The 22,771-nt window shown below is 71.3% G+C and carries 20 protein-coding genes and 2 pseudogenes; 9 read left to right on the forward strand and 13 right to left on the reverse strand.

Annotated features, from left to right (window positions below; genetic code table 11):
- Positions 1–113: 113 nt before the first annotated feature.
- Both ACFYY1_RS38195 and ACFYY1_RS38200 read right to left on the reverse strand, forming a co-directional pair.
- Positions 114–500: pseudogene (locus ACFYY1_RS38195) on the reverse strand (aminoglycoside phosphotransferase family protein); the annotation flags it as partial.
- A 325-nt stretch (positions 501–825) separates the two neighbouring features.
- On the reverse strand, positions 826–1,212 hold the full coding sequence (locus tag ACFYY1_RS38200) for a hypothetical protein (RefSeq protein ID WP_388594057.1): 387 nt from the start codon (positions 1,210–1,212) through the stop codon (positions 826–828).
- An 879-nt stretch (positions 1,213–2,091) separates the two neighbouring features.
- On the opposite strand from ACFYY1_RS38200, the gene ACFYY1_RS38205 reads away from it, so the two are divergent.
- Entirely contained in the window at positions 2,092–2,484 is a 393-nt protein-coding gene (locus ACFYY1_RS38205) for a hypothetical protein (protein ID WP_388594059.1), read from the forward strand.
- A 108-nt stretch (positions 2,485–2,592) separates the two neighbouring features.
- On the opposite strand, the gene ACFYY1_RS38210 is transcribed toward ACFYY1_RS38205, so the two are convergent.
- Positions 2,593–3,345 (reverse strand): hypothetical protein, encoded by a 753-nt coding sequence (locus tag ACFYY1_RS38210; protein ID WP_388594062.1) that lies wholly within the window; start codon positions 3,343–3,345, stop codon positions 2,593–2,595.
- Between ACFYY1_RS38210 and ACFYY1_RS38215 the strand changes: the two are divergent.
- The 3 genes and pseudogenes from ACFYY1_RS38215 to ACFYY1_RS38225 all read left to right on the forward strand — a co-directional run.
- Positions 3,346–3,465: pseudogene (locus ACFYY1_RS38215) on the forward strand (IS3 family transposase); the annotation flags it as partial.
- Positions 3,463–3,846 (forward strand): transposase, encoded by a 384-nt coding sequence (locus ACFYY1_RS38220; protein ID WP_388594164.1) that lies wholly within the window; start codon positions 3,463–3,465, stop codon positions 3,844–3,846. The pseudogene ACFYY1_RS38215 and the gene ACFYY1_RS38220, both read left to right, overlap by 3 nt.
- A gap of 203 nt (positions 3,847–4,049) precedes the next feature.
- Positions 4,050–5,435: an MFS transporter gene (locus tag ACFYY1_RS38225; RefSeq protein WP_388594064.1), complete on the forward strand. Its 1,386-nt coding sequence runs from the start codon at positions 4,050–4,052 to the stop codon at positions 5,433–5,435.
- Positions 5,436–5,501: 66 nt separating this feature from the next.
- Here the strand turns inward: ACFYY1_RS38225 and ACFYY1_RS38230 are convergent, their stop codons facing one another.
- The 4 genes from ACFYY1_RS38230 to ACFYY1_RS38245 all read right to left on the reverse strand — a co-directional run bounded on the left by ACFYY1_RS38230 (position 5,502) and on the right by ACFYY1_RS38245 (position 9,184).
- Positions 5,502–5,981, reverse strand: a complete 480-nt coding sequence (locus tag ACFYY1_RS38230; protein WP_351263098.1) for an NUDIX domain-containing protein — start codon at positions 5,979–5,981, stop codon at positions 5,502–5,504.
- 72 nt (positions 5,982–6,053) lie between these two features.
- Positions 6,054–7,640: an apolipoprotein N-acyltransferase gene (gene lnt, locus ACFYY1_RS38235; RefSeq protein WP_388594067.1), complete on the reverse strand. Its 1,587-nt coding sequence runs from the start codon at positions 7,638–7,640 to the stop codon at positions 6,054–6,056.
- A 135-nt stretch (positions 7,641–7,775) separates the two neighbouring features.
- Positions 7,776–8,339 (reverse strand): hypothetical protein, encoded by a 564-nt coding sequence (locus tag ACFYY1_RS38240; protein WP_388594069.1) that lies wholly within the window; start codon positions 8,337–8,339, stop codon positions 7,776–7,778.
- 59 nt (positions 8,340–8,398) lie between these two features.
- Positions 8,399–9,184 (reverse strand): glutamate racemase, encoded by a 786-nt coding sequence (locus ACFYY1_RS38245; protein ID WP_388594070.1) that lies wholly within the window; start codon positions 9,182–9,184, stop codon positions 8,399–8,401.
- 58 nt (positions 9,185–9,242) lie between these two features.
- Here ACFYY1_RS38245 and ACFYY1_RS38250 point away from each other — a divergent pair, with 58 nt between their 5' ends.
- Positions 9,243–10,415 carry a glycosyltransferase gene (locus tag ACFYY1_RS38250; RefSeq protein WP_388594073.1) on the forward strand — a complete coding sequence of 391 codons (1,173 nt, stop codon included), beginning with the start codon at positions 9,243–9,245 and terminating at the stop codon, positions 10,413–10,415.
- 52 nt (positions 10,416–10,467) lie between these two features.
- On the opposite strand, the gene ACFYY1_RS38255 is transcribed toward ACFYY1_RS38250, so the two are convergent.
- The 3 genes from ACFYY1_RS38255 to ACFYY1_RS38265 form a co-directional block, all read right to left on the reverse strand.
- Positions 10,468–11,793 carry a TerD family protein gene (locus ACFYY1_RS38255; protein ID WP_388594074.1) on the reverse strand — a complete coding sequence of 442 codons (1,326 nt, stop codon included), beginning with the start codon at positions 11,791–11,793 and terminating at the stop codon, positions 10,468–10,470.
- An 88-nt stretch (positions 11,794–11,881) separates the two neighbouring features.
- Positions 11,882–12,073 (reverse strand): hypothetical protein, encoded by a 192-nt coding sequence (locus ACFYY1_RS38260; RefSeq protein WP_388594076.1) that lies wholly within the window; start codon positions 12,071–12,073, stop codon positions 11,882–11,884.
- Positions 12,074–12,215: 142 nt separating this feature from the next.
- Positions 12,216–13,130: a carbohydrate kinase family protein gene (locus ACFYY1_RS38265; protein ID WP_388594078.1), complete on the reverse strand. Its 915-nt coding sequence runs from the start codon at positions 13,128–13,130 to the stop codon at positions 12,216–12,218.
- A 207-nt stretch (positions 13,131–13,337) separates the two neighbouring features.
- On the opposite strand from ACFYY1_RS38265, the gene ACFYY1_RS38270 reads away from it, so the two are divergent.
- From ACFYY1_RS38270 to ACFYY1_RS38280, 3 genes are all read left to right on the forward strand, one after another.
- Positions 13,338–13,829 carry a DUF6643 family protein gene (locus ACFYY1_RS38270; protein WP_388594080.1) on the forward strand — a complete coding sequence of 164 codons (492 nt, stop codon included), beginning with the start codon at positions 13,338–13,340 and terminating at the stop codon, positions 13,827–13,829.
- A 298-nt stretch (positions 13,830–14,127) separates the two neighbouring features.
- A complete protein-coding gene (locus ACFYY1_RS38275; protein ID WP_388594082.1) occupies positions 14,128–14,661 on the forward strand; it encodes a hypothetical protein in 534 nt (177 codons plus the stop codon).
- Between the two features lie 152 nt (positions 14,662–14,813).
- Positions 14,814–17,252: a right-handed parallel beta-helix repeat-containing protein gene (locus tag ACFYY1_RS38280; RefSeq protein WP_388594084.1), complete on the forward strand. Its 2,439-nt coding sequence runs from the start codon at positions 14,814–14,816 to the stop codon at positions 17,250–17,252.
- On the opposite strand, the gene ACFYY1_RS38285 is transcribed toward ACFYY1_RS38280, so the two are convergent.
- On the reverse strand, positions 17,222–19,612 hold the full coding sequence (locus ACFYY1_RS38285) for a hypothetical protein (RefSeq protein WP_388594085.1): 2,391 nt from the start codon (positions 19,610–19,612) through the stop codon (positions 17,222–17,224). The genes ACFYY1_RS38280 and ACFYY1_RS38285 overlap by 31 nt on opposite strands.
- A 186-nt stretch (positions 19,613–19,798) precedes the next feature.
- On the opposite strand from ACFYY1_RS38285, the gene ACFYY1_RS38290 reads away from it, so the two are divergent.
- Positions 19,799–20,635 (forward strand): DeoR/GlpR family DNA-binding transcription regulator, encoded by an 837-nt coding sequence (locus ACFYY1_RS38290; protein ID WP_388594087.1) that lies wholly within the window; start codon positions 19,799–19,801, stop codon positions 20,633–20,635.
- Positions 20,636–20,704: 69 nt separating this feature from the next.
- Here the strand turns inward: ACFYY1_RS38290 and ACFYY1_RS38295 are convergent, their stop codons facing one another.
- Both ACFYY1_RS38295 and ACFYY1_RS38300 read right to left on the reverse strand, forming a co-directional pair.
- Complete coding sequence (locus tag ACFYY1_RS38295; protein ID WP_388594089.1) at positions 20,705–21,874, reverse strand: IS630 family transposase; 1,170 nt, start codon at positions 21,872–21,874, stop codon at positions 20,705–20,707.
- 241 nt (positions 21,875–22,115) lie between these two features.
- Positions 22,116–22,769, reverse strand: a complete 654-nt coding sequence (locus tag ACFYY1_RS38300) for a hypothetical protein (RefSeq protein ID WP_388594092.1) — start codon at positions 22,767–22,769, stop codon at positions 22,116–22,118.
- Positions 22,770–22,771 lie beyond the last annotated feature (2 nt).

Here is a 22,771-nt window from a genome sequence, read left to right on the forward strand (position 1 = left end):
GTCAGCTGACCAGACCGCCCTGCGGCCACGGTCGGCGCCCGCCCACCCCGACCGCCGTGCACGAGCCTGTCGGGCTGGTCGCGGGCGAGGTCGCGAACGGTCGCGAGTGCGGCGGCCACGGCGCACGGCGTCAGCACGCGCGGGAACGCGGCAGCATCCGCGCGGAGCTGCCGCTCCCAGGCGCCGGCCTGCTCCCGCAGTCGGGGAAGGTGCTCGGGGGCGGGTACTGCGAGGCGGCGGCTGATCTGTCCGGCGACAGCGGCCACCATGTCCTCGTTGCCTGCACCGGCCTGGGCGAGGGTGAGCGGGCGGGCCCGCTCCAGCAACATCGCGAACTGGTCGTCGTCGCGCTCGTACAGCAGCACCGCGCCGTGTCCGTCCCACGCTGCCAGGGCGTCCGGTTCGTGACGGTTCCCGGGGTGGGGGAAGGAGACCTTCAGTACGGCGGGAAGCCCGTTCTCGCGCCGTACTGGGACGACGAGCCCGACGCCGCCATACATCGGGACGCCGTCCGGCAGGCACTCCCAGCGGCCGAGCAGTTCTTCCACAATGGCTGGCAGCCCGGCCAGCCGGCCTGCGGCGTTCTCACTCCCGCCTTCGCGGGCGAGGGTGCTTCGTACGAACGCCTCCGGTGGACGGATCACCGTTTCCTCCTGCCGGACCCGGTCCTACGGCTGCCCCTGCCGACCGGCGTAAGGGCGCTCGGGCGTGGGCGGGGCCCGGGCGTGCTTCACCGTCGCGGCTGACGGGCGGCCAGGAACGCGTGTGCTGTTGACCGGGCCAGCAACAGAACCCGTGGCAGGATCGTCGCGCTATGACTGTCCGTCAGAGCTTCGAGCGGCCACCCGGGGAGCTGGCCGACAGGATCACCCGGTGCGGCTCCCCAGTTGTGTTCATACTGAACTCCTCCATCAGCACGCGGGCCGCCCGGTCCGACGTCTCACCCGGCAACCGCCCGTACTCGTACACCCGCGAGACGAGGAGCCCGGCGGCCAGTACGTCATCGGGGACGCCACGGCTCCACTGGGCGGCAGCTTCAGCGTGCACGGCAGCATTCGGCAGTGGCAGTTGCGCCATGGCCAGCAGGACGGCATGCACCTCGTCGCGTGCCTCTTGGTACGTCAACCCGCCCTCGCCGACTGCTGCTTCGCCGTATCCGGCCTTGTTGGCCGTTGGCGGGTGAAGTCTGATCTGCATCCAGTTCCAGGGCATGCCCGAAGCCTAGAAGCAGTCGGCGAGCCGTACAGGCCGATCACCCGAGTGAGTGAAGGCCCCGTCCACCGGGCTTTGGGGCGTGGCCGCCACTTCTTCGGATCGAACTTCACTGCCGCTGCGGGAACAGCCGTCACGGGAGTCGGCTGCCTCGCAGTCGCTCGGTAGGTACGGCGGTCCCGCGTCACGTGCGAAGGGGCCGCGGGACCGCCAGCCGTCGTCCCGTCAGGAACGGCTTCGACCTTGACGCTACGGCTCCTGATGGGCTGGCGCATTCAGGACACGGCCACCTGAATGATCAAGGACTGGCGCTCGGCAGCTTGCGCCTGGATGCCGCCGGGCCGCCCGAAGGCGGTAGGAGCTGATCGAGGAGCCTTCGTGTCGACATGTCCCGGGTCCCGAGTTCGCCGAATGCCAGCGAAACCCTGGGCGGCTCGTCCAGGCTGGCTGGACGCCCTTCCCTGATGAACCGTCAGTGGCGACCGTGATTGACCCGAGCCCGGCGGCCGCTGGTCTACCCAGTCAGACGCTTGACCACCGGACCGCCCTCGTCTCCGGTGCCTCGCGGCGGTCTATGACGGGGGAACCAGGCGTCAACGAAGGCGGTGTCCCGGAAGAGTGATTCACGGGTGCACGTCCCAGGCCCGCCGTTCGGGGCGGGCCCGGAGCGTTCGTGGCCGCCGGCATCACTCAAGCGGGGCGTCATGCCGACCGGCGGGCGCCACGGCGCCAGCTCGGGATGTTCCTTCAGGATGCCGTCGGTCGTCGCACTAAAGTGCTGTCGCGAGGGTGTCCACGTCGTTCGTCACAAGACGATCTTGGGGACCCTCGTTCTCGTCTCTTCAGGCACCCCTCGGGCCGCACCACCAGGAGGAACCAGTGTCATCCCAACTGATCACCCCCGAGGAGAGACTCGCCGACGCGAAGAAGCAGCTGAGTTTCCCGGATATCGTCGTGATCTGCGGCTCCACCCGTTTCATGACCGAGATGGCCGAGGCCGATCTGCGGGAGACCACGGCTGAGCCCGGAAAAATTGTCGTCAAACCAGCCTGCGACATCAATTCACCGCACGAACTGTGGTCCGATCCTGTCGAGGCTAAGGCACTGAAGGCCCGACTCGACGAACTGCACCGGGCGAAGATCCTGCTCGCTGATGAGGTGCTCGTCGTCGGCGACTACATCGGAGACAGCACCCGAGCCGAAATCGCCTACGCCCGGTCGCTGGGCAAGCCCGTGCGGTTCACACACCCCGAAGTCGACCCTGACGCCTGACCGCCCGCTGCCACCTCGACAACCAGGGTCGGCAGCCGCCTGACCGTCTTGCGGTGGCTTCGCCCGCCGCCCACCCCATCCCCCCCTGCAGGCATCCCTTGGAATTGATCATCTAGTCGTCGCTGAGCAGGCGGGCGGCATCCTGGGCTGCAAGGTCCAGGGCCTGGCTGAAGGCTTGGGCGGCACCCTCCGGCGCTGCGAGGGGACCACGGCCTTCCGGAGTCGCCTCCGACTGTTCGGGCCGCCTGGGCGAGGATCTGGCTGGAGTCGGCCCCGCCCTGGTGGAGATCGGGTGGAATCGCGGCGGCCAGGAGGACCTTGCCGTCGTGTTCGGTCCCGAGGATCACCATGGCCGGACCGTGGCCGAGACGCGCGAGGGTGTCGGCTGCGAGGTCGCAGTCCGTCCGGGGCAACGCCGGTGACGGGCTGGGCGACCATTTGGCCGTGGCCGGTCGGCTGGGCCTGAGCGGCGAGGTGTCGGGCCTGGTGGCGTAGTTCCTCAGCCCGGAGCCGGGTCAGCTGCTGCTGGGCGGTGACCAGGGCATCCAGGCGCTGGCGCTGGACTCCAGGGCCTCGGCGGGGCGGGTGCCGAGCAGGCCGGCCAAGCTCGTTGAGCAGCCGCGGCTCGGTGTCGAGGCGGCGGAGGGTTCCGTGACCGGTGAGGGCTTCGTCGCGGCGGAGGTTGGAGCCGATCGAGGACTCGCTGAGCAGGCGGAGGGCGCCGACCTGGGAGCCGTGGGCCGCGTGGGTGCTGCCGCAGAGCTCGCGGGAGAAGTCGCCGATATCGACTATCCGGACCGTGTCGCCGTACTTGTCTGAGAACGGCGCGATGGCGCTGGCGGCCTCGGACGGCAGGTCCACGACGAGTCCGGCGGGATCTACGGCTCACCTCGCGTGCACGCCGTTCTCAGGCGTGAGGGCATCCACGTCGACAGGAGGCGCGTCGAGCGGCTCATACGAGAGGCTGGCCTGGCCGGGATCAGCCCCCGCCGGGGCAAGGGTTTCACTCGCCGTGACCCGGACGCCGATCTGGCATCTGACCTGGTGCAACGCGACTTCACCGCGAATGGGCCGAATCGGCTGTGGGTTACCGACCTGACCATGGTCTCCACCGGGGAGGGGCCGTTGTGGCTGTCCGCGATCCGCGACGCGTTCTCCCGCCGGGTGGTCGCCTGGGAGACCTCCGCCCGAGCGGACTCCGACCTGGTCCTCACCTCACTGGAGTATGCCCTGGCCAGCCGCGAGGTCTCCCCTGGTGAGCTCATTCACCACGCCGACCACGGCTGTCAAAACACGTCCGTGGAGCCCACAACACGCCTGGCATCCACTGAAGGACCGAACAGGTCGTCCGGGGACCTTTAGACCGTGCCTAATAGCGCAATCCTGACAGGCGCCTGCCGGCCTTCAGCACGGTCCTCGAAGCAGTCTCGACGTGCCTGTCATAGTGGCCCCGCGCACACCCGGGCCGAGAACTGTGGTGTCCCGCCACATACGCCCCTGAACTGCCCCTTCCTACGGTATGGCGACGCACGCACGTCCCCGCCAACCGTCCGGAAGTGGTACCCATGGCCGCCCCAGCAACCTCTCCGCCAGCCCCGTCGAACCTCAAGCGCATCGTCGCCGCAAGCCTCGTCGGGACCACCATCGAGTGGTACGACTTCTTCCTCTACGGGTCAGCCGCCGCGCTGGTCTTCAACAAGCTGTTCTTCCCCGAGTCCGACCCGCTCGTCGGAACGCTCCTGTCCTTCCTCACCTACGCGGTCGGCTTCGCCGCCCGGCCGCTGGGTGCCCTGGTGTTCGGGCACTACGGCGACCGGCTCGGCCGCAAGAAGCTGCTGGTGCTCAGCCTGCTGATGATGGGCGGGGCGACGTTCGCGATCGGGCTGCTGCCGACGCATGCCACGGTCGGGGCCGCCGCCCCCGTACTCCTCACGATCCTGCGGCTGGTGCAGGGTTTCGCGCTCGGGGGCGAGTGGGGCGGGGCCGTGCTGCTGGTGTCGGAGCACGGGGACGCCGAGCGGCGCGGCTTCTGGGCCTCCTGGCCGCAGACGGGCGCACCGGCCGGGCAGCTCCTCGCCACCGGGGTGCTGTCCGCGCTCACCGCGCTGATGTCGGAGTCCGCCTTCGGGTCGTGGGGCTGGCGCATCCCCTTCCTGCTCTCCGGTGTCCTGGTGCTCATCGGTCTGTGGATCCGGCTCTCCGTCGATGAATCGCCGGTCTTCAAGGCCGCGCTGGCGCAGGCCGAGGAGCGCAGGTCGGGTGCCGGGACGGCCGAGAAGATGCCGCTCGTCGCCGTGCTGCGGCACCACTGGCGCGATGTGCTGATCGCCATGGGTGCCCGGATGGCGGAGAACATCAGCTACTACGTGATCACGGCATTCGTGCTCGTCTACGCGACCACGGCGGCGGATCTGAGCAAGCAGACCGCGCTCAACGCGGTACTCATCGCCTCGGCCGTCCACTTCGCGGTCATTCCGATGTGGGGCGCGCTGTCGGACCGGGTCGGACGCAAGCCGGTGTATCTGGTCGGCGCGGTCGGTGTCGGGCTGTGGACGTTCCCGTTCTTCGCGCTGATCGACACCCGGAACTTCGGAAGTCTGCTGCTCGCCGTCACCGTCGGGCTGTTCTTCCACGGTGCGATGTACGCACCGCAGGCCGCCTTCTTCTCGGAGATGTTCGCGACCCGGATGCGGTACTCGGGCGCTTCGATCGGGGCGCAGTTCTCGTCCGTCGCGGCCGGTGCTCCGGCGCCGCTCATCGCCACCGCGCTGCTCGCGGACTTCGACAGCTCGGTACCCATCTCGCTGTACGTCATCGCCGCCGCGCTCATCACCCTGCTCGCGGTCGGGTGCGCCAAGGAGACCCGGCACCGGGACCTCACGGACATCGGCGGGGTGGCGGCCGCCCCGGACACCGCCGGGGCGCCGAAGGCCGACGCCCGTACCGTCTGAGCCCGTGTCGCGGATGTCGTCCGCAGGGTGGCCGAGGAGACCGGGCCGCCCTGCGGACGACGGTGTTCACTGCCCGGCGGTGGGCTCGAACCAGGTGGGTCCGTCGGTCATGGACTGCTTGATCCTGAAGAGCCCGAACTCGTTCAGCGGCGGCAGCGCGTCCACCGGGAACCAGCCCACCTCCAGCGACTCGTCGTCGTTGACGCGTGCCTCACCGCCGGTCGCCCGGCAGCGGAAGGTGACGTCGAGGTACTGGCAGCGGTCGCCGTTCGCGTACTGCACGGGCTCCAGGGCCTGGGTGAGCACCACCCGCTCCGCGACGCAGCGCACGTTGGTCTCTTCGTACACCTCGCGCTCCGCCGTTGCCGCCGGCTGCTCGCCCGGTTCGCAGATGCCGCCGATGACCGACCATTTGCCGGTGTCGGAACGGCGTCCGAGCAGCACTCTTCCCTCGTCGTCGAAGACGATGGCGGTGACGCCCGGCAGCAGGAGCAGTTGCTGGCCCGCGGTGGCGCGGATCTCGCGGATGAAATCAGGAGTTGCCATGGTCCGACCCTAAGGGCTGTCCCGTGATCCACCACGGATCACGGGACAGCCCTTGTCCGGCGCACCGGTGGATCAACGGCTGCGCCGGCTCCGTACCGCACGGAAGGTGACCAGGCCGAGCCCGGCCACGGCGATCAGCACGAGCACCCCTTCGGGGAGCGTGCCCATCCGGGTCGCGGGCGTCAGCGAGGACCGCAGCGGCACCTCGTCCACGAGCGCGTCGGGGGTGAACAGCTTCGTCTGCTTCACGATCGTGCCGTCCGGGCGGATGACGGCGCTGACCCCGCTGGTGACGGGGACGACGACCGACCTGCTGTGCTCGACCGCCCGCACCCTGGACATGGCCAGCTGCTGATAGGTCATCTCGCTGCGGCCGAAGGTGGCGTTGTTGCTGGGTACGGCGATCAGCTGGCCGCCATGTGTGACCGTGTCCCGTACGGCGTCGTCGAACGCGGCCTCGTAACAGGTCACGAGCCCCACGTTCGTGCCCGCCAGGTCGAAGACCCCGACCTTCTTCCCGGGGCCGAAGTCACGCGTCACCCGGTCCACGTCGGAGCTGAAGATCCGGGCGACGGAGCGCATCGGCATGTACTCGCCGAACGGCTGGATGTGGCGCTTGTCGTAGGTGTCGACGGGGCCCTTCCCCGGCTCCCACTGGATGAGGGTGTTGCGCAGGTTCCCGCTGTCGGGCTCGACCACCGCGCCGACCACGGTGGGCACACCGATCGCCTTCACCGCGTCGTCGATCAGGATCCGGGCGTCGGCGTTCCGGTACGGGTCGAGGTCGGAGGAGTTCTCCGGCCACAGGACGAAGTCGGGCTGCGGGACCTTGCCCTCCTTCACCTCCCGGGCGAGCTGCTCGGTACGGCTCACATGGTTGTCCAGGACGGCGCGGCGCTGGGCGTTGAAGTCGAGTCCGAGCCGGGGCACGTTGCCCTGGATCGCGGCGACGGTCGCGGTGCCGTCCTCGGCCGAGTCGTCGACCAGTGGCAGCGCGGCGAACGCGCCGGCGACGGGTACCAGGACGGTCGCGGCCGCGGCGGCTACGGCCGCCCTCGGCAGCGTGCCCGTACGGCGGTGGTCGCGGACCTGGAGTACCGCTTCGCAGAGACCGAAGCCGCACAGCACCACCGCGAAGGAGAGCAGCGGTGTGCCCCCGAGGGCCGCGAGCGGCAGGAACACGCCGTCCGCCTGGCCGAAGGCGATCTTCCCCCACGGGAAGCCGCCGAACGGCACCCGGGCCCGGACCGCCTCGTCGAGCACCCAGACCGCGGCGGCCCACACCGGCCACCAGGCCAGCCGGCTGACGGCGGCGATGCCGATGCAGCCGACCGCGATGAACAGCGCCTCGGCGGCGGCGAGCGCCAGCCACGGCACCGGGCCGACCTCCTCGCCGGTCCAGTGCAGCAGCGGCAGCATGAAGCCCAGTCCGGCGAGCAGGCCCAGTCCGAAGCCGGCCCGGAGCCGTTGTCGGTGCAGCACCCAGCCGAGCAGGGCGAAGCCGGGGAGGACCAGCCACCACAGGGGGCGCGGCGGGAAGCTCAGATACAGCAGTACGCCCGCGATCACGGCGGCCGGGGGCCGCAGGAAGCGTCGCTTCCGGGACACGGGGGATGTGGCCGGCTGCGCGGCTTCGACTTCGGTGGTGGTGGCGCTCACCCGGCGGAGTCTACGGTGGCCGCCTGTGGGTCCGGCAGCCCCGCCCGTGTGCTGGAACCCTTCGTACCGGATCGTTCCGGCACTCTCCCGCCCGGATCGGGTCCGCTGCCGTCCGCGCGGGGCGGCCCTCGGGTGTCAGGTACCGGCCGTCGCTCCGGTCGCCGGCAGCTGCAGGCGCTCGCGGATGAACCGGACGCCCGCCTCCGCGTCGTCGACCGTGATGGTGAACGTCCTGCCGTCGCCGAGCCGGAGCACCAGGCCCTCGCCCCTGCGGACCACCACGGCCGTGCCCTGCTCGGGTCGCCAGCGGTAGCCCCAGCCGCCCCATTGGCGCGGGGTGACCTCGGGGGCGAATTCCGCGCCCACCACTTGGGTGAGCAGAATCCGGCGGCGCGGCAGGCCCATGTGGCCGCAGCGCACCTCCAGGGCGTCGCCGTCGACCCTCACGGCCACGTTCACGAACGCGAGGGTGCCGAACAGCATGAGCAGCCCGGCGGCGACGCAGCCGATCACGGACATCAGCAGCGGGGCGATGCCGGAGGTCCAGTTGGAGGTGACGGCCAGCTGGACGCCGAGCGCCAGACAGGCGGCGCCCGCGACCGCGAGTACCCACTGGGCCCGGTTGGTGGCCCGGCCGATCCAGACGGCGGAGCGGGCATCGGCTCCGTCGTGCCGGGGTTTTCGGGGGTGGTCCCTCATGTCAAGCAGCGTACTCAGGATTCCGCACGCCGGGGATGGGACGAACGGGCCCCGACGGGTCAGCGGGCCGGGCTGACGGCTCCCAGCAGCTGTCCCTCGGCGTAGGCCAGAGCGGCTTCCGGCAGGTCGGCGGGGCGGCCGCTGAGGAGGACCGCGAGAGAGGTGGACGGTTCGGCCGACGGAGCGGGTTCGACACCGATCCGGCGCAGTGCCTGGGCGGCGACGGCGTCCGCGGAACCGTACAGCGCGACGTGCGGCAGACCGGGCCGGCGCACCGCGTCACGAATGCGTTCGGCGACCAGTTCGTAGTGGGTGCAGCCCAGGACCACGGCCCGGACGTCGCGCGGGGTGCGGGCGGCGGCCGCGGCGATCGCCAGGTCGATCGCGGTCTCGTCCGCGTACTGCACGGCGTCGGCGAGACCCGGGCAGGGCACCTCGGTGACGTCGACGGAGCGCGCGAATTCGGCGATGAGTCCGCGCTGGTACGGGCTGCCGGTGGTGGCGGGCGTGGCCCAGATCGCGACGGGGCCGCCGCCGGCCACGGACGGCTTGATGGCGGGGACGGTGCCGATGACCGGCAGCGTGGGTTCGAGCTCGGCGCGGAGCGCCGGCAGGGCGTGCACGGAGGCCGTGTTGCAGGCGACGATCAGTGCGTCCGGCCGGTGGGCGGCGGCCGCGCGGGCCACGTCGAGCGCCTGGGCGCTCACGTACTCGGGCGTACGCGGTCCCCAGGGCATGCCGTCGGGGTCGGAGGAGAGCACCAGATCGGCGTCCGGCCTCAGCCGGCGTACCGCGGCGGCTGCCGCGAGCAGGCCGATTCCTGAGTCCATGAGCGCGATCTTCACCCGGTCACCATAGTCGACCGCCCTTGCGGTTCCGTCCCGGTGGGGCAGACTGCGGCGGATGAGCGCCGTTGCCTGGATCGCCGTGGGTTCGCTGGCCGCATGGGTGTGGCTGCTGCTGGGACAGGGGTTCTTCTGGCGGACCGACCAGCGGCTGCCCGGCCGGGAGCCCCCCGCCGGATGGCCGTCCGTCGCGATCGTGGTGCCCGCACGTGACGAGGCCGACATGCTGCCGGTGAGCCTGCCGTCGCTGCTGGCGCAGGACTATCCGGGGCAGGCGGAGATCTTTCTCGTCGACGACTGCAGCAAGGACGGGACCGGGGACGTCGCCCGCGCACTGTCCGTGCGCCACGGAGGGCTGCCGGTGACGGTCGTCTCGCCGGGTGAGCCCGAGCCGGGCTGGACGGGCAAGCTCTGGGCGGTGCGGCACGGGATCTCGCTGGCCCGGACCCGGGAGCCGGACTATCTGCTGCTCACCGACGCCGACATCGCGCACGAGCCGGACAGTCTGCGGGAGCTGGTCGCCGCCGCCGGATCGGGCGGCTTCGACCTGGTCTCGCAGATGGCCCGGCTGCGGGTGTCGAGCCCCTGGGAGCGGCTGGTGGTGCCGGCCTTCGTGTACTTCTTCTCGCAGCTCTATCCGTTCCGGTGGGTGAACCGAGCGGGTGCCCGGACGGCTGCGGCGGCCGGTGGCTGTGTGCTGCTGCGGACCGGGGCGGTGCGGCGGGCCCGGGTGCCGGAGTCGATCCGGCAGGCGGTGATCGACGACGTGTCGCTGGCGCGGGCGGTGCAGCGCAGCGGCGGGCGGATCTGGCTGGGGCTCGCGGAGCGGGTGGACAGCGTGCGGCCGTATCCGCGGCTGGCGGATCTGTGGCGGATGGTGTCGCGGAGCGCGTACGCCCAGTTGCGCCACAGCCCGCCGCTGCTGCTGGGGACGGTGCTGGGGCTCGCGCTGGTCTATCTCGTCCCGCCGGCCGCGCTCGTCGCCGGGCTGCTGACCGGTGACCCGGTGGCGGCGTGGGCGGGCGGACTGGCGTGGGCGGTGATGACCACGACGTATCTGCCGATGCTGGGCTACTACCGGCAGTCGCTGTGGTCGGCGCCGTTGCTGCCGTTCACCGCCGTGCTCTATCTGCTGATGACGGTCGATTCGGCGGTGCAGCACTACCGGGGCCGCGGCGCGGCCTGGAAGGGGCGTACGTACGCCCGTCCCGAGGCCGCGCCGGACCGCTGAGCCGAGCCGGCGGTGGGCCGATGGCCGCAGGGACCACCGGACCGCCGGGGGGTCATTTACGGCCGGGTGTCCAGTTCATGCCCCACCCGTAGGCGTAGTCGATGGTGCGCTGCGGGCTGACCCCGCGCTCGGGGACGAGGTAGCGGGCCTCGCGCTGCACCGTGAGGTCTCCCCCGTTGTTGGTCAGGAGCGCCAGGGCGCAGACCGTGGACGGGACGGTGCATTCGTCGAGCGAGAAGTCGATCGAGGCGCCGTTCTGGGGCTGGAGCGTGACGGTCGCGTGGAGGTCGGCGAAGCTCCGGGCGCCTTCGTAGATGGTGACGAAGATGAGGATGCGCCGGAGCTTGTTCTTGTGGTCGAGGTTGACGGTGAGGTTCTCGCCGGTGGAGACGGCGCCGGTGCGGTCGTCTCCGTCGAGATGGATGTAGGGCGGGTGCTGGAGGGCGCCGAACGCGTTTCCCAGCGCCTGTACGACTCCCTTGCGGCCGTCGGTCAGTTCGTAGAGGGCGCAGAGGTCGAGGTCGAGGTCCGAGTGGTTGGCGACCGCTCTGCCGAGCTTGCTTCCCCAGCCCTTGAACTGTTTGCGCACCTGCCAGTTGAGGTTGACGCGAAGCGCTCCCGAGGTACCGCCCTGTTTGGCGAGGGAGACCACCGGAGCTTCCTTGGTGAGCGTCACCTTGGACAGTCGGACGGGGGCGGGTGCAGGGGGCGCGGGAGGCGCCGGCGGCGCCATCGGCGGCGCGGGCGGCGTCGACGGCCGGCGGTCGACCCGCGTTGCGCTCTGCGGCTGTTGGGGCATTGGGGGCCGGTGATGAGGCTGCGTCGGCTGGGGCCGCTGCGGTTCGTCGACGGAGATCCCGAAGTCGGTCGCGAGCCCTTCGAGGCCGGTGTCGTACCCCTGGCCGACGGCGCGGAACTTCCAGGCGCCCTGGCGCCGGTAGAGCTCCCCGAGAATGAACGCGGTCTCGATCGTCGCGTCCGCGCTGTCGAAGCGCGCGAGCTCCCTGCCGCTCGCCGCGTCCGTGATCCGTACGTACAGCCCGGCCACCCGGCCGAACGTGCCGCCGTCCGCGGAGGCCGCCAGGACCACCCGGTCGATGGCCGGCTCGACGCGCGCGAGGTCGACCGCGAGGCTGTCCGTCGTCACGTCACCGGCGGTCCGCTTGCCCTCGTGGCGCACCGCGCCGGACGCGTGGGCGGGCTGGTTGTAGAAGACGAAGTCGGCGTCGCTGCGCACCTTTCCCGACGGCACGAGAAGGAGCGCCGAGCCGTCCACGTCCGGTGCCCCCGGGGAGGTGCGCCACCCCAGCTCGACCCGCACGGCCTGAGCCGCCACCGGAACATTGGCGCCTTTTTGCATGGTCATGCTCGCCCCCATCGCGAGTCCGGCTGCCCGAAAACCTTTCTCCGACAACCTAATCCCCCCGAACGTCACAGGGGGGAAGTCCGATCACGCGGCATGGCACTCAGGGCATGCTCGTGAGCGGCCAGGGGTTCGGGGCGTTGCGCCGGACCGCCGCGCGTATGTGGACCAGGGCCAGGACGGCACTCATGTGGGTCTTGCCCTCGGTGTGCCGGACGTGGTCCCTGCAGAACCAGAGGGCGTTCTCGGGATGCCCCGCTCGATCGAGCGGTGGCGCCGTCTCACGGAAGTACACGAGGGTGAAACTCTCGTAGTCCTGATCCCTGTGGGAAGCGTTGCAAACTGCGCAGTACGGGGGCATCACAGCCGGTCAACTCCACTCCGCCGAACGAATCGTGCTCGCAACCCTGCGTTCGTCCTGATCACCGGCGGGCCCGTCACCGGACGGGGTCCGATGCCAGCAGGACTTCCCGCGGGACGAGCGCGGTGGATCCCGGCGCGGTGCAGGCGTACGCCCCCGCCACGGCCCCCAGCCGGGCGCACGCCAGCGGATCCCGGCCGGCGAGCCTGCCGTACAGGAAGCCGCAGACGTACGCGTCGCCCGCGCCGTTGGAGTCCACCACCGGCGCGGGCGGGACGGTCGCCGGAACGTGGTGCGGGGTGGAGCCGCCGTCCCGGGTGAGTACGTGGGAGCCGCCCGCGCCCGCCGTGGCGACCACGGTGTCGGCGCGGCCCTCGCGGAGGATCTCCCGCATCAGGGCGAAGGTGCCCTCGCCCGCACCCGCCGCGCTGAGGAAGACGAGGTCGGAGCGGAGTGCGAACTCCCGGTGGTGGTCGGCCAGTCCGTCCCAGTCGTGCAGGTCCGTGGAGACGGGTACGCCGAGTTCCTCGATGTCGTCGTAGAGGAAGCGCGTGAAGTCCATGATGGACAGGTGGACATGGCGGGTACGCCGCAGCCTCGGCAGGTAGAAGTCCCGGGGCATTCTCAGGTCGGCGGGGTCGCGGGCGTCGTAGAACGACATCCGGCGTCCGGTCGCGTCCACCAGGTTCACGGCGCGGCGGGTGCCCGCCGCGGAGATCAGCGGGGCGAACTCCACGTCCCCCTCGGCCAGGCGCTCGCGCACCTGGGCACCGGTCCAGTCGTCACCGATGCAGTCGAGGAGCACGACCTGAAGTCCGAGCGCCCGGGTGCCGAGGGCCACATTGCCTCCGGTGTGGCCCGCCCATTCCTCGATCGGCCCGACATGGACCGAGTCGGCGAGCGGGACGGGCAGGGCGTCGACCCGCACGATGGTGTCCACCCCGCTGCCTCCGACGACCAGGACGTCGTACTCCGTGTGCTCTCGGGTCACCGCTGAGCCCTCCCGTTCCCGTGGCGGCCCAGTATGCCGTGGGCGGCACGTTCCTCCGCACTGCCCCCCGGAGGGCAGAAAAGCCCCCGTTCCTCACACAGCCCTTATCGCTGTTTTGGCAGGTCAGGCGGTCAGAACCGGCGTAAAACGGATGACCCCAAGATTAGGTCTCCCCAACCGGCACATCGTGGGCTTAACTTAGGTGTCATGACCTCCCCCCGCTCCACCTACGGCGGCGGCTACTACGCCGCACCGTCGTTCCCCGAGACTCCGATCTACGACTCCCTGGTCGCGGAGCGGGGCACCCCTCAGATCGCTCCGATCCGAGTGCCTGCCGCCTACGACACCGGCAACAGCTATCTGCCGGCGCTCCCGGCGGCGCTGCCGGCTCTTCCCGCGGCACCTTCTCAGCCCGGTCCGTCGTACGGCTACCAGCAGCCGGCGGCTCAGCAGGGGTACGCGCCGATGCAGCCCGCGCAGCTGCAGCACGCGCCGGCGCCGTACATCCCGCAGCAGCCGTCCGCGGCCCGTGGCGGGTACCAGGCGCCCTACCCGCAGCAACAGCAGCGGCCCGCGCCGGGCACCGGCTACGAGGCGATGCGTCCGGCGGCGCCCCGCCCGGCGCCCACCCGCCCGGCCTCGGCCCCCTCGCCCTACGAGGACCCGTACAACCGCCCGTACCAGGGCCGGGGGTACTGAGCCGACATCACACGCAGTCGCACGGAGTCGTCGTCGAGCCATGGGGACTCGACGGCGACTTCGGCGTTCCCGCTCCGGACATGTCGTCGGTCCGGTGCGGCCGGCGGGAACTCACGGGGGTGGTCCGCGCGTTGGCCGGGGTGAGGTTGCTCTCTCTTCGCTCCTTCAGCACGCGAAGCGTGCCGTATCAGGCTAAGACGGATACGGAAGGGGGTGCGGGACTGTGCGAGCGGTTACAGGTGTATGGCGCTGGCGGCACAATCCCCTGCGCCGCGCCACTGACCGGCGCGAGGCATGGGTGGCTCTTGTCGCGTTGCTCCTGATGGTGCTGTCGGCGCCGGCGCTGGGCTGGGTGTGCGGGTCGTACGCCGACGACGCCCTGCAGGAATCGGTGCGGGTCCAGCAGGCCGGACGTCGTGCCACCACCGCGGTCGTGCTGCGCCGGGCACCGCGGCCACCGCGTCTCGTCACCGATCCCGAGGTGTCCTCGGAGCACGGTTCGCAGACCCCGGTGGTGGCGCGCTGGAAGGCCCCGGACGGCACCGCCCGCCGCGGCACGGTGATGACCTCGTCCCGGAAGGCCGCCCCGGGCACCAGGGTGGAGATCTGGACGGATCTCCAAGGCCGCCCCACCACACGCCCCATGGATGCTCCGACGGCCCGCACCCATGCGGTGCTGGCCGGGCTCGGCGCGACGATGCTCGCCGTCGGACTGATCGAGGGCGTACGGCAACTGATCGTCCGGCACATGGTGCGCGCACGGTACACCCGGATCGACCAGGACTGGGCCAAGACCGGTCCGGACTGGGGCAGGACCGGAACCGGTAGCTGATCAGCTGCTGATCGGGGCAACTCCCGCCCGCCGCGCGCGCTACGGTGGACCGGCCCGCCCGCTTTCCCGGTGGGCGGTCCCGTGATTCGCCGCTGCCGCAAGGCCGGTGACCCGGGCATCACGCACGCACGAGGTGGGGGCACAACAGCGCCATGGCACAGGGCACGGTCCAGGTGACGCACACCGGCACATCGCGGTGGCGGCGCCGCACAGGCGAATACGCCTCCCTCACCGCAGCCCTGGAGGCCGCGGCCGACGGCGATGTCCTCACCATCGCCCCGGGCACCTACCGGGAGAATCTGGTCCTGCACCGCGCGGTGACCCTGCGCGGACCCGAGGGTTCGGTCGGCTCCGTCCGGATCGCCCCGGCCGACGGGGTCCCGCTGACCGTCCGCGCCTCCGCCGTCGTCACGGACCTGCATGTGGAGGGCCAGGACTCGACGGCCCCCGCGCTGCTGGTCGAGGACGGCGCACCGGACATCGCGGACCTGCGGATCGTCACCCGTTCCGCCGCCGGGATCGAGGTGCGCGGCACGGCCCGGCCGACCGTGCGCCGCTGCACGGTCGACAACCCCGCCGGGGTCGGCATCGCCGTACTCGACGGCGCGGGCGGGGTGTTCGAGGAGTGCGAGGTCGTCTCCGCCGGGCAGTCCGGGGTCTCGGTCCGCGACGGCGCGCATCCCCGGCTGGAGCGCTGCCGGGTCCATCACGCGTCGGGCGCGGGCCTCAGCGTCACCGGCGAGGGCAGTGCCCTGGAGGGCGTCGGCTGCGAGGTGTACGAGATCAAGGGCAGCGGGATACAGGTGACCGCGCGTGCGGCCGCCCACCTCACCGACTGCACGGTGCACCGCACTTCGGCGGACGGCGTCACGCTCGACACCGACGCGGTACTGACGCTCGCCGACTGCGACATCCACGACATCCCGGAGAACGCGGTGGACCTGCGCTCCCGTTCGGTCCTCACCCTGACCCGCTCCACGGTGCGCCGCTTCGGCCGCAACGGCCTCTCGGTCTGGGACCCCGGCACCCGGGTCGACGCCAACCAGTGCGAGATCCACGACAGTACGGGTGACTACCCGGCGGTCTGGGTGAGCGACGGGGCGACGGTGATACTGGACTCCTGCCGGGTCCATGACGTGCCGGACGCCATCTTCGTGCTCGACCGGGGTTCGCGCGCCGACGTCGTCGACAGCGATCTCTCCCAGGTCCGCAACACCGCGGTGTCGGTGAGCGACGGGGCGACGGCACAGCTGGACGACTGCCGCATCCGTGAGGCGTCCACCGGCGCCTGGTTCCGCGACCACGGCAGCGGGGGCACGCTGAACAACTGCACCATCGACACGGCGCAGACGGGAGTGATCGTCACCAAGGGCGCCGACCCGACGATCGAGCGCTGCACGGTCACCTCGCCCGCCGAGGCAGGTTTCTATGTCTCCGCCGAGGGGCGCGGAACGTTCAACAGCTGCCGGGTCACCGGCAGCGACGGCTACGGCTTCCATGTGATGGACGGCTGCCGTACGACGCTGAGCCGTTGCCGGACCGAGCGGTGCGCCCGCGGTGGTTACGAGTTCGCCGAGCCCGCCGTCGCGCACGGCGACGGCCAGGGCACCGGCCCCGTGGTGGAGGACTGCACGAGCGACGAGAGCGCGCTGCGCTCGCCCGCTCCCCCGGCACCCACCGTGCTGACGGCGACCCAGTCGGCCCCCGGACTGCTCGGCGGCATTCCCGGACAGCGCGCCGTCGAGCCCGCCCCGGCCGAGGTGCCGGCCACCGCGCCGGCGCGCGGGTCGGACGCGGTGCTCGGGGAACTGGACGCGTTGGTGGGCCTGGACAGCGTCAAGCGGGAGGTGCGCGCCCTCACCGACATGATCGAGGTGGGCCGGCGCCGCCAGGAGGCCGGGCTCAAGGCGGCGTCCGTCCGCCGCCATCTCGTCTTCACCGGCTCCCCCGGCACCGGCAAGACCACCGTGGCCCGGCTGTACGGCGAGATCCTCGCCTCGCTCGGGGTGCTGGAGCGGGGCCATCTGATCGAGGTGTCCCGGGTCGATCTGGTCGGTGAGCACATCGGCTCGACCGCCATCCGGACCCAGGAGGCCTTCGACCGGGCGCGCGGCGGGGTGCTGTTCGTCGACGAGGCGTACGCCCTGTCGCCCGAGGACTCCGGCCGGGACTTCGGCCGGGAGGCGATCGACACGCTGGTGAAGCTGATGGAGGACCACCGGGACGCGGTGGTCGTCATCGTCGCCGGTTACACCCATGAGATGGAGCGGTTCCTCACCGTCAACCCCGGGGTGGCGTCCCGTTTCTCCCGGACCATCACCTTCAGCGACTACGAGCCCGCCGAGCTGCTGCGCATCGTGGAGCAGCAGGCCGAAGAGCACGAGTACAGCCTGGCCTCCGGGACCGGGGAGGCGCTGCTGAAGTACTTCACCGAGCTGCCGAAGGGACCGGCGTTCGGCAACGGCCGTACCGCGCGCCAGACCTTCGAGTCGATGGTGGAGCGGCATGCGGGCCGGGTCGCCCAGCTCGCCGAGCCGAGCACGGACGACCTGACCCTGCTCTACCCGGAGGACCTGCCCGAACTTCCCTGATTCCGCGGGGACTTGATGGCGTGCTCCCCGTCGGACTGGCGGGGCAGGACCGGGTCCAGCCGTTCCAGGAGCGCGGTCCGCTCCTGGGCGAAGACCGGGTCGGCCTGGTAGTCCGAGTGTCCCAGAACGGCTTCGGGCAGCGGATGTTCGCGGGTCCGCCCGTAGACCAGGGGGTCCTTCAGCGGCCCTCGGTCCACCTCGGGCCCGGGGCCCTCGTCGAGCCGGACCCGGCCGCCGATCGGGTCGGTGGCCCGCCACAGGTTGCGCCAGCAGTGCACGGAGCGGTGCAGGGCGTGCAGCGGCCCGGGGCCGAAGTAGGCCGGGAACCAGCGCGCGTACAGTCGCTCGATCGGTGAGCCGTAGGTGAGCAGGGCGACCCGGCTGCGGGTCCCGGCGGGCAGCTGCCAGACCGCGGACGCGGCGAGGACGCTGCCCTGGGAGTGCCCGGAGATGACGAGCCTGCCCCGGGTGAGCGCGGTCCAGGCGGACATCCGTGACGCCAGGTCGGGGACGGCCCGCTCGGCGTAGCAGGGCGGTGCGAAGGGGTGGGCGGCGCGCGGCCAGAACGTACCGACGTCCCAGAGGATGCCGATGGTGCGCCGGGCCGAGGCGTCGCGGTAGGCGCGCCGCCCCCAGGTGACGAAGAGGATGAAGCCGAGTCCGACCATCCAGGAGCCGGTGGACTGCGCGGCCTGGGCGACGGACTCGATGAACGGGCCGCTGCCCTTCATCGCGATTCCGGGCACCTCTCCGCTCACCCAGGCCCCGCAGACCGCCGCCGCGCCGAGCAGCAGGGTGGCGGCGCAGACCGGGCCGAGGATCCAGGGCGCGGAGTCGGTGAGGGCGGCCGTGGCCTGGACGCGGGCGATCTGCCGGGTACGGGCCGGGTCCGGGCGTTCGTCCTCGTACGTCCGGTCGATCTCCGGCTCCAGGGCACGGGCGGCGAGCCAGGTCCGTACGAGCAGCACCAGGGCGGGGACGGCCAGCAGCACCAGGAGCACGGGGATGACCGACGCCTGCCAGCTGAGCAGCACCGGCGGGCCCTCGATGACGGAGCTCCGGCCCATGCCGGGGGTGCCGGGGCCGTCGAGCCAGTCGGCGACGCGCTGGGAGACCCCGCCGCTCATGACGCCGCCGAGGGCGCAGGCGAGCATCGCGACCACGGGCCCGCCGAGTCCGTACATGACGGTGCGGGGTTCGGGGGTCCGGCGGTACAGGCTCAATGACACCACGGCGAGTACGACGACGAGGGTCCCCTGGGCGAGGGTGATGACGCTGAAGGCGAGGTCGCCGGGCAGGGCCCCGGCCGAGGTCCAGTCGGGGCGGGACCAGGCGGCGTACGCCGCGGTGAGGACGAGCAGCGCCAGGGCCACGCCGGGCAGACAGGTGATGAGGGCGCGGTCGAGCCGGTTGTCGAGGCGCCGTTCGCTGCGGCCGCGGCGGCAGACCACCCAGAGCACGACGAGTCCGCCCACGACCAGTGCCGCCTCGATCAGCCGGCCGATGATGCCGGGTACGGGGCCGGTGACGGCCCGGTCGTGACGGGCCGCGGCGCCCGCGACCGAGGCGGCGACGGTCAGGAATCCGGCGGCGGTGTGGGCGGCGCGCAGCCGGGCGACCAGCCGGCGGCCGTACCAGAATCCGGGTCGGCCGAGGGCGGGGCGGACGACGGGCTCGGTGCCGGTGGCGGCCGGGGTGGGCGTGGGGTCGAGGTCGTCCGGTTCGGTTCCGGTGAGCGGGCGCTGTGATTCGTACGCGCTCCAGGTCCGGTTGGACAGGAACCAGAGCAGCGCCACCAGCGCGGTGGGCACCAGGGCGGCCAGAGCGAGCCTGCGGCCCGGCTGCGACCACCAGCCTCCCTGTGCCGTCGACAGGAAGCCGAGCCAGGACCGCTGGTTGGAGCAGTCCGGCACGCCCGCGCACTGCCAGGCCGCCAGGTCGAGCGCGACCTCGCAGGCCGCCGCGGTCAGCAGCACCGTGAGGCTGAGCGCGACGAGCCGGACGAGGACCCCGTACAGGCGCACCGTGCGGGTGCGGGAGCGGGCGGTGGGGCGCATCCAGTGGGCGAGGTTGACCACCATGAAGGGGAGCAGCAGCAGCCACAGGGCGCGGGAGCCGTTGCCGGAGGTGAGGTTGGACCAGCAGTAGGCCTCGGGGATGGGGCGGTCGCGGTACCGCTCGGGGTGCTGTTCGGCGTCCGTGTCCTCGGTCCGCCGGTAGATGGCGGCGGTCGCGTCGCCGGTGATCCGGACGGTACGCGGGTCGTCGAGCATCTCCTGCGGGGTGGCGCCGCCCACGCCGTGGACCAGCAGTTCCAGCGCGGGCCCGGGACTCTGCGGGGCCTGGGTGGCAGGTGGCACGGGAGTGGCTCGCTCTCTCGGTCGTGGGGGAGGTTCGGTGCGCGGTCACCAGAATCGCGGAAGGGGGCCGGTGGCCGCACCGCTCTCACCGAATCTCCCCAGTGCGGCGGCCGGCGACACCGCGTGGCAGGATGACCCCGTTCGAAGAGACCGCTGCACGACCATCGGGAAGGACCGGACCCGGCGTTGAGCGACAATCAGAACCTGCTCGCGGAGCAGCGGCGTGCCCTGATCCTCGACGAGGTGCGCAGGCGCGGCGGGGTCCGGGTCAATGAGCTGACCCGCAAGCTGAATGTCTCCGACATGACGGTGCGCCGGGACCTGGACGCGTTGGCCCGCCAGGGAGTCGTCGAGAAGGTGCACGGCGGGGCCGTGCCGGTGGTCGAGGCCAGTACGCACGAGCCCGGTTTCGAGGCCAAGTCGGCGCTGGAGCTGACCGCCAAGGAGGACATCGCGCGGGCGGCGGCGGCCATGGCGGTGCCCGGCAGTGCGATCGCGCTGTCCGGCGGCACGACGACGTACGCGCTCGCCCAGCAGTTGCTGGACGTACCGGATCTGACGGTGGTGACCAACTCGGTGCGGGTCGCCGATGTCTTCCACGCCGCGCAGCGGTCGGGGGGCGGGACGGGGGCCCGGCCCGGGGCGGCCACGGTGGTGCTGACCGGCGGGGTGCGGACCCCTTCGGACTCGCTGGTCGGTCCGGTCGCCGATCAGGCGATCGCCTCGCTCCACTTCGATGTGCTGTTCCTCGGGGTGCACGGGATCTCGGTGGAGGCCGGTCTCTCGACGCCGAATCTGGCGGAGGCCGAGACCAATCGCCGTTTCGTCCAGTCGGCGCGGCGGGTGGTGGTGGTCGCCGACCACACCAAGTGGGGCACGGTCGGTCTGAGTTCGTTCGCTTCGCTGGACCAGGTGGACACCTTCGTGACGGACGCGGGGCTGTCGGACGCCGCCCGTGCGGAGATCGAGGAGCATCTGCCGGGGCTGGTGGTGACCGGCCCGGTCGCGGAGGGCGGCTCCTGAGCGGCTGCGGGGCTCCGGGCGGAGTCCGGGCGCTTAAGTGGTGGGCTCCGGAAGTCCTTCGGGGGTTGATCAGGCTGCCAGGGCGACGGAGGATTCTTCTTGTCGGTCGGCTGGTGTGTGTCGGTCGAGCCGGGCCAGCAGATCGTCCAGGTCGGAGGTGGTGAACTTCCACTGGAACGGCTGTGCCGTGGCGTTGTAGCGGTCTTCGAATGCTCGGAGCCGGTCCCGGACCTGGGTGAGGTCCGTGAAGTCGTTGGGTTGGACGACCTTGCCTTGGACGATGGAGAAGAAGATCTCGATCTGGTTGGTCCAAGAGGCGTGTACGGGAGTGTGGACCATGATCGCGTTCGGAAACGCCTTGGTCAGACGGTCGACGGCCTTCTTCCCTCGATGGGGGGAGCCGTTGTCGACGATCCAGAAGACGCGTCTGGCGCTCGCGTAGGGCTCGGTGGTCATGACCTGGGTGACCAGGGCCATGAAGGGGACGATGCCGGTCTTCGGCTCGCAGCGGCCGAAGACCTTCGCGCGGTGGACGTCGTAGGCGGCCAGGTAAGCCAACGCGCCGCCGCGGCCGTACTCGTGGTTGACGCGCATCGCCCGGGCGCGGCCCGGGGCCAGGGTCGGATGGCAGCGGCAGCGCGCCTGGACGGAGGTCTTCTCATCGCTGGAGACGACGTACTCGTCCTCGCCCAGCGGGACACCCTCGAACGTGCGGGCGTACAGGTCCAGGACACGCTGGGCCTTGGCGCGGAAGTCCGGGTCGCGGACGAAGATCCAGGACCGGTACTGCCAGGGCTTGAGCGCGTCCTCGCGCAGCCAGCGGCGCACCGTGGATGCGGAGACGCTCTCGGTGATCCCACGCGCGGTCAGCTCGGCGGCCGGCTCCGGGCAGGACCAGCGCGACAAAGGCACGCCGGTCTCGGTGGGCAACTGACAGGCCAACGCCTTGGCCTCGGCGACCTGCACGGGAGTGAAACGGGCGGGACGCCCGGAGCGCTTGCGGTCAGCCAGGGCCGGTAGCCCGCCGTGGGCGAACCGCCCGCGCCAGGTCCGGACCATGTCCACGTGCAGGTGGGTCTCGGCAGCGATCCTGGCATTGCCCTGACCACGTGCCGCAAGGAGGACCACTGCGGCACGCTGCCGGGCTTGGTGTGGAGTCTTGTGCCCGTAAGCCATCTTCTTCAGCCGGTGGCGCTCGGCGGCGGTCAGCACCACCCCCACGGCAGCGCGTATGGCCACGTACCTGTCCCCCGGATCCTGCGGCAGGCTGATGAACCTGAATGATTTCGACTGTCCCCCCTCTTCCTTCCACCTCGCTGGATTTTCAAGGAGGCAGGAAGAGCGGTAGTGACCAGCATGTTGATGGCCCGCCGACCGTCAGGTCGGCGGGCCATCGTGATCGTTGAAGGTTCGTCGGCCCCCACGAAGTCGGCCGGCGGTCTACGTGCGTGTCGCGCGGGTCACCGAGGATCGGGGGCGCTCACGCGGCGGACCGGACCTTGATCGCGTGGCTGAGGACGGCCTGCTCCTCGTCGGGAAGACGACGCTCGGCATGGAGCATGCGCAGGGCGGTGGTGACGCGTTCCTCGTCCTCGGGTGTGCCGAGGCTGCCCATGTACGGGGGCAGCAGCAGACTCAGGGCTTCGAGGTCCGCGCGTGCGCAGAGCGTGGTGAGGAGTTCGCCGACCGGGTCTTCGTGCTGCTGTGGTGCGGCCTGAGTGGTGGCACGCAGTCCTGCGGCGATGCGGTAGCGGAGCCATTGCTGGTGGGGGCCGGCTGGGACGTCGTCGATGTGCTCGGCGGCGGACTCGAAGTGTTCGCGGGCCTGCTCGATCTGGCCCAGGTCCCGGTGGGCCCGGGCCATGTTTCCGTGAAGTGAGGCGTAGAAGCCGCGGACACGGTCGTCGCCGACCTTGTCGGCCCGGTTCAGGCACTCCTGGTTCCAGCGCAGAGTCTCCTGCGGAGTCGGCTGGTGCCGGGCGAGGTAGTGCGCGGCGATGCAGGCGTCGTAGTCGTCCTCGGCCGCTTCCCAGGCTTGAAGGAACAGGTCCCGGGCTCGGGCATCTCGTCCTTCGGTCTCGGCCTGCATACCCTGCGCGCACAGCCGCACGACGATGTTCTCGGGGTCGGTCACGG

This window comes from Streptomyces sp. NPDC001890, assembly GCF_042891445.1.
Taxonomy (GTDB): Bacteria; Actinomycetota; Actinomycetes; order Streptomycetales; family Streptomycetaceae; genus Streptomyces.

What these genes read in the sequence shown, in the direction of transcription:
- ACFYY1_RS38200 (WP_388594057.1), bottom strand. Translation starts at nt 1,212, where the DNA reads ATGCCCTGGAACTGGATGCAGATCAGACTTCACCCGCCAACGGCCAAC.
- ACFYY1_RS38225 (WP_388594064.1), top strand. Translation starts at nt 4,050, where the DNA reads ATGGCCGCCCCAGCAACCTCTCCGCCAGCCCCGTCGAACCTCAAGCGC.
- ACFYY1_RS38230 (WP_351263098.1), bottom strand. Translation starts at nt 5,981, where the DNA reads ATGGCAACTCCTGATTTCATCCGCGAGATCCGCGCCACCGCGGGCCAG.
- ACFYY1_RS38240 (WP_388594069.1), bottom strand. Translation starts at nt 8,339, where the DNA reads ATGAGGGACCACCCCCGAAAACCCCGGCACGACGGAGCCGATGCCCGC.
- ACFYY1_RS38250 (WP_388594073.1), top strand. Translation starts at nt 9,243, where the DNA reads ATGAGCGCCGTTGCCTGGATCGCCGTGGGTTCGCTGGCCGCATGGGTG.
- ACFYY1_RS38255 (WP_388594074.1), bottom strand. Translation starts at nt 11,793, where the DNA reads ATGGGGGCGAGCATGACCATGCAAAAAGGCGCCAATGTTCCGGTGGCG.
- ACFYY1_RS38270 (WP_388594080.1), top strand. Translation starts at nt 13,338, where the DNA reads ATGACCTCCCCCCGCTCCACCTACGGCGGCGGCTACTACGCCGCACCG.
- ACFYY1_RS38280 (WP_388594084.1), top strand. Translation starts at nt 14,814, where the DNA reads ATGGCACAGGGCACGGTCCAGGTGACGCACACCGGCACATCGCGGTGG.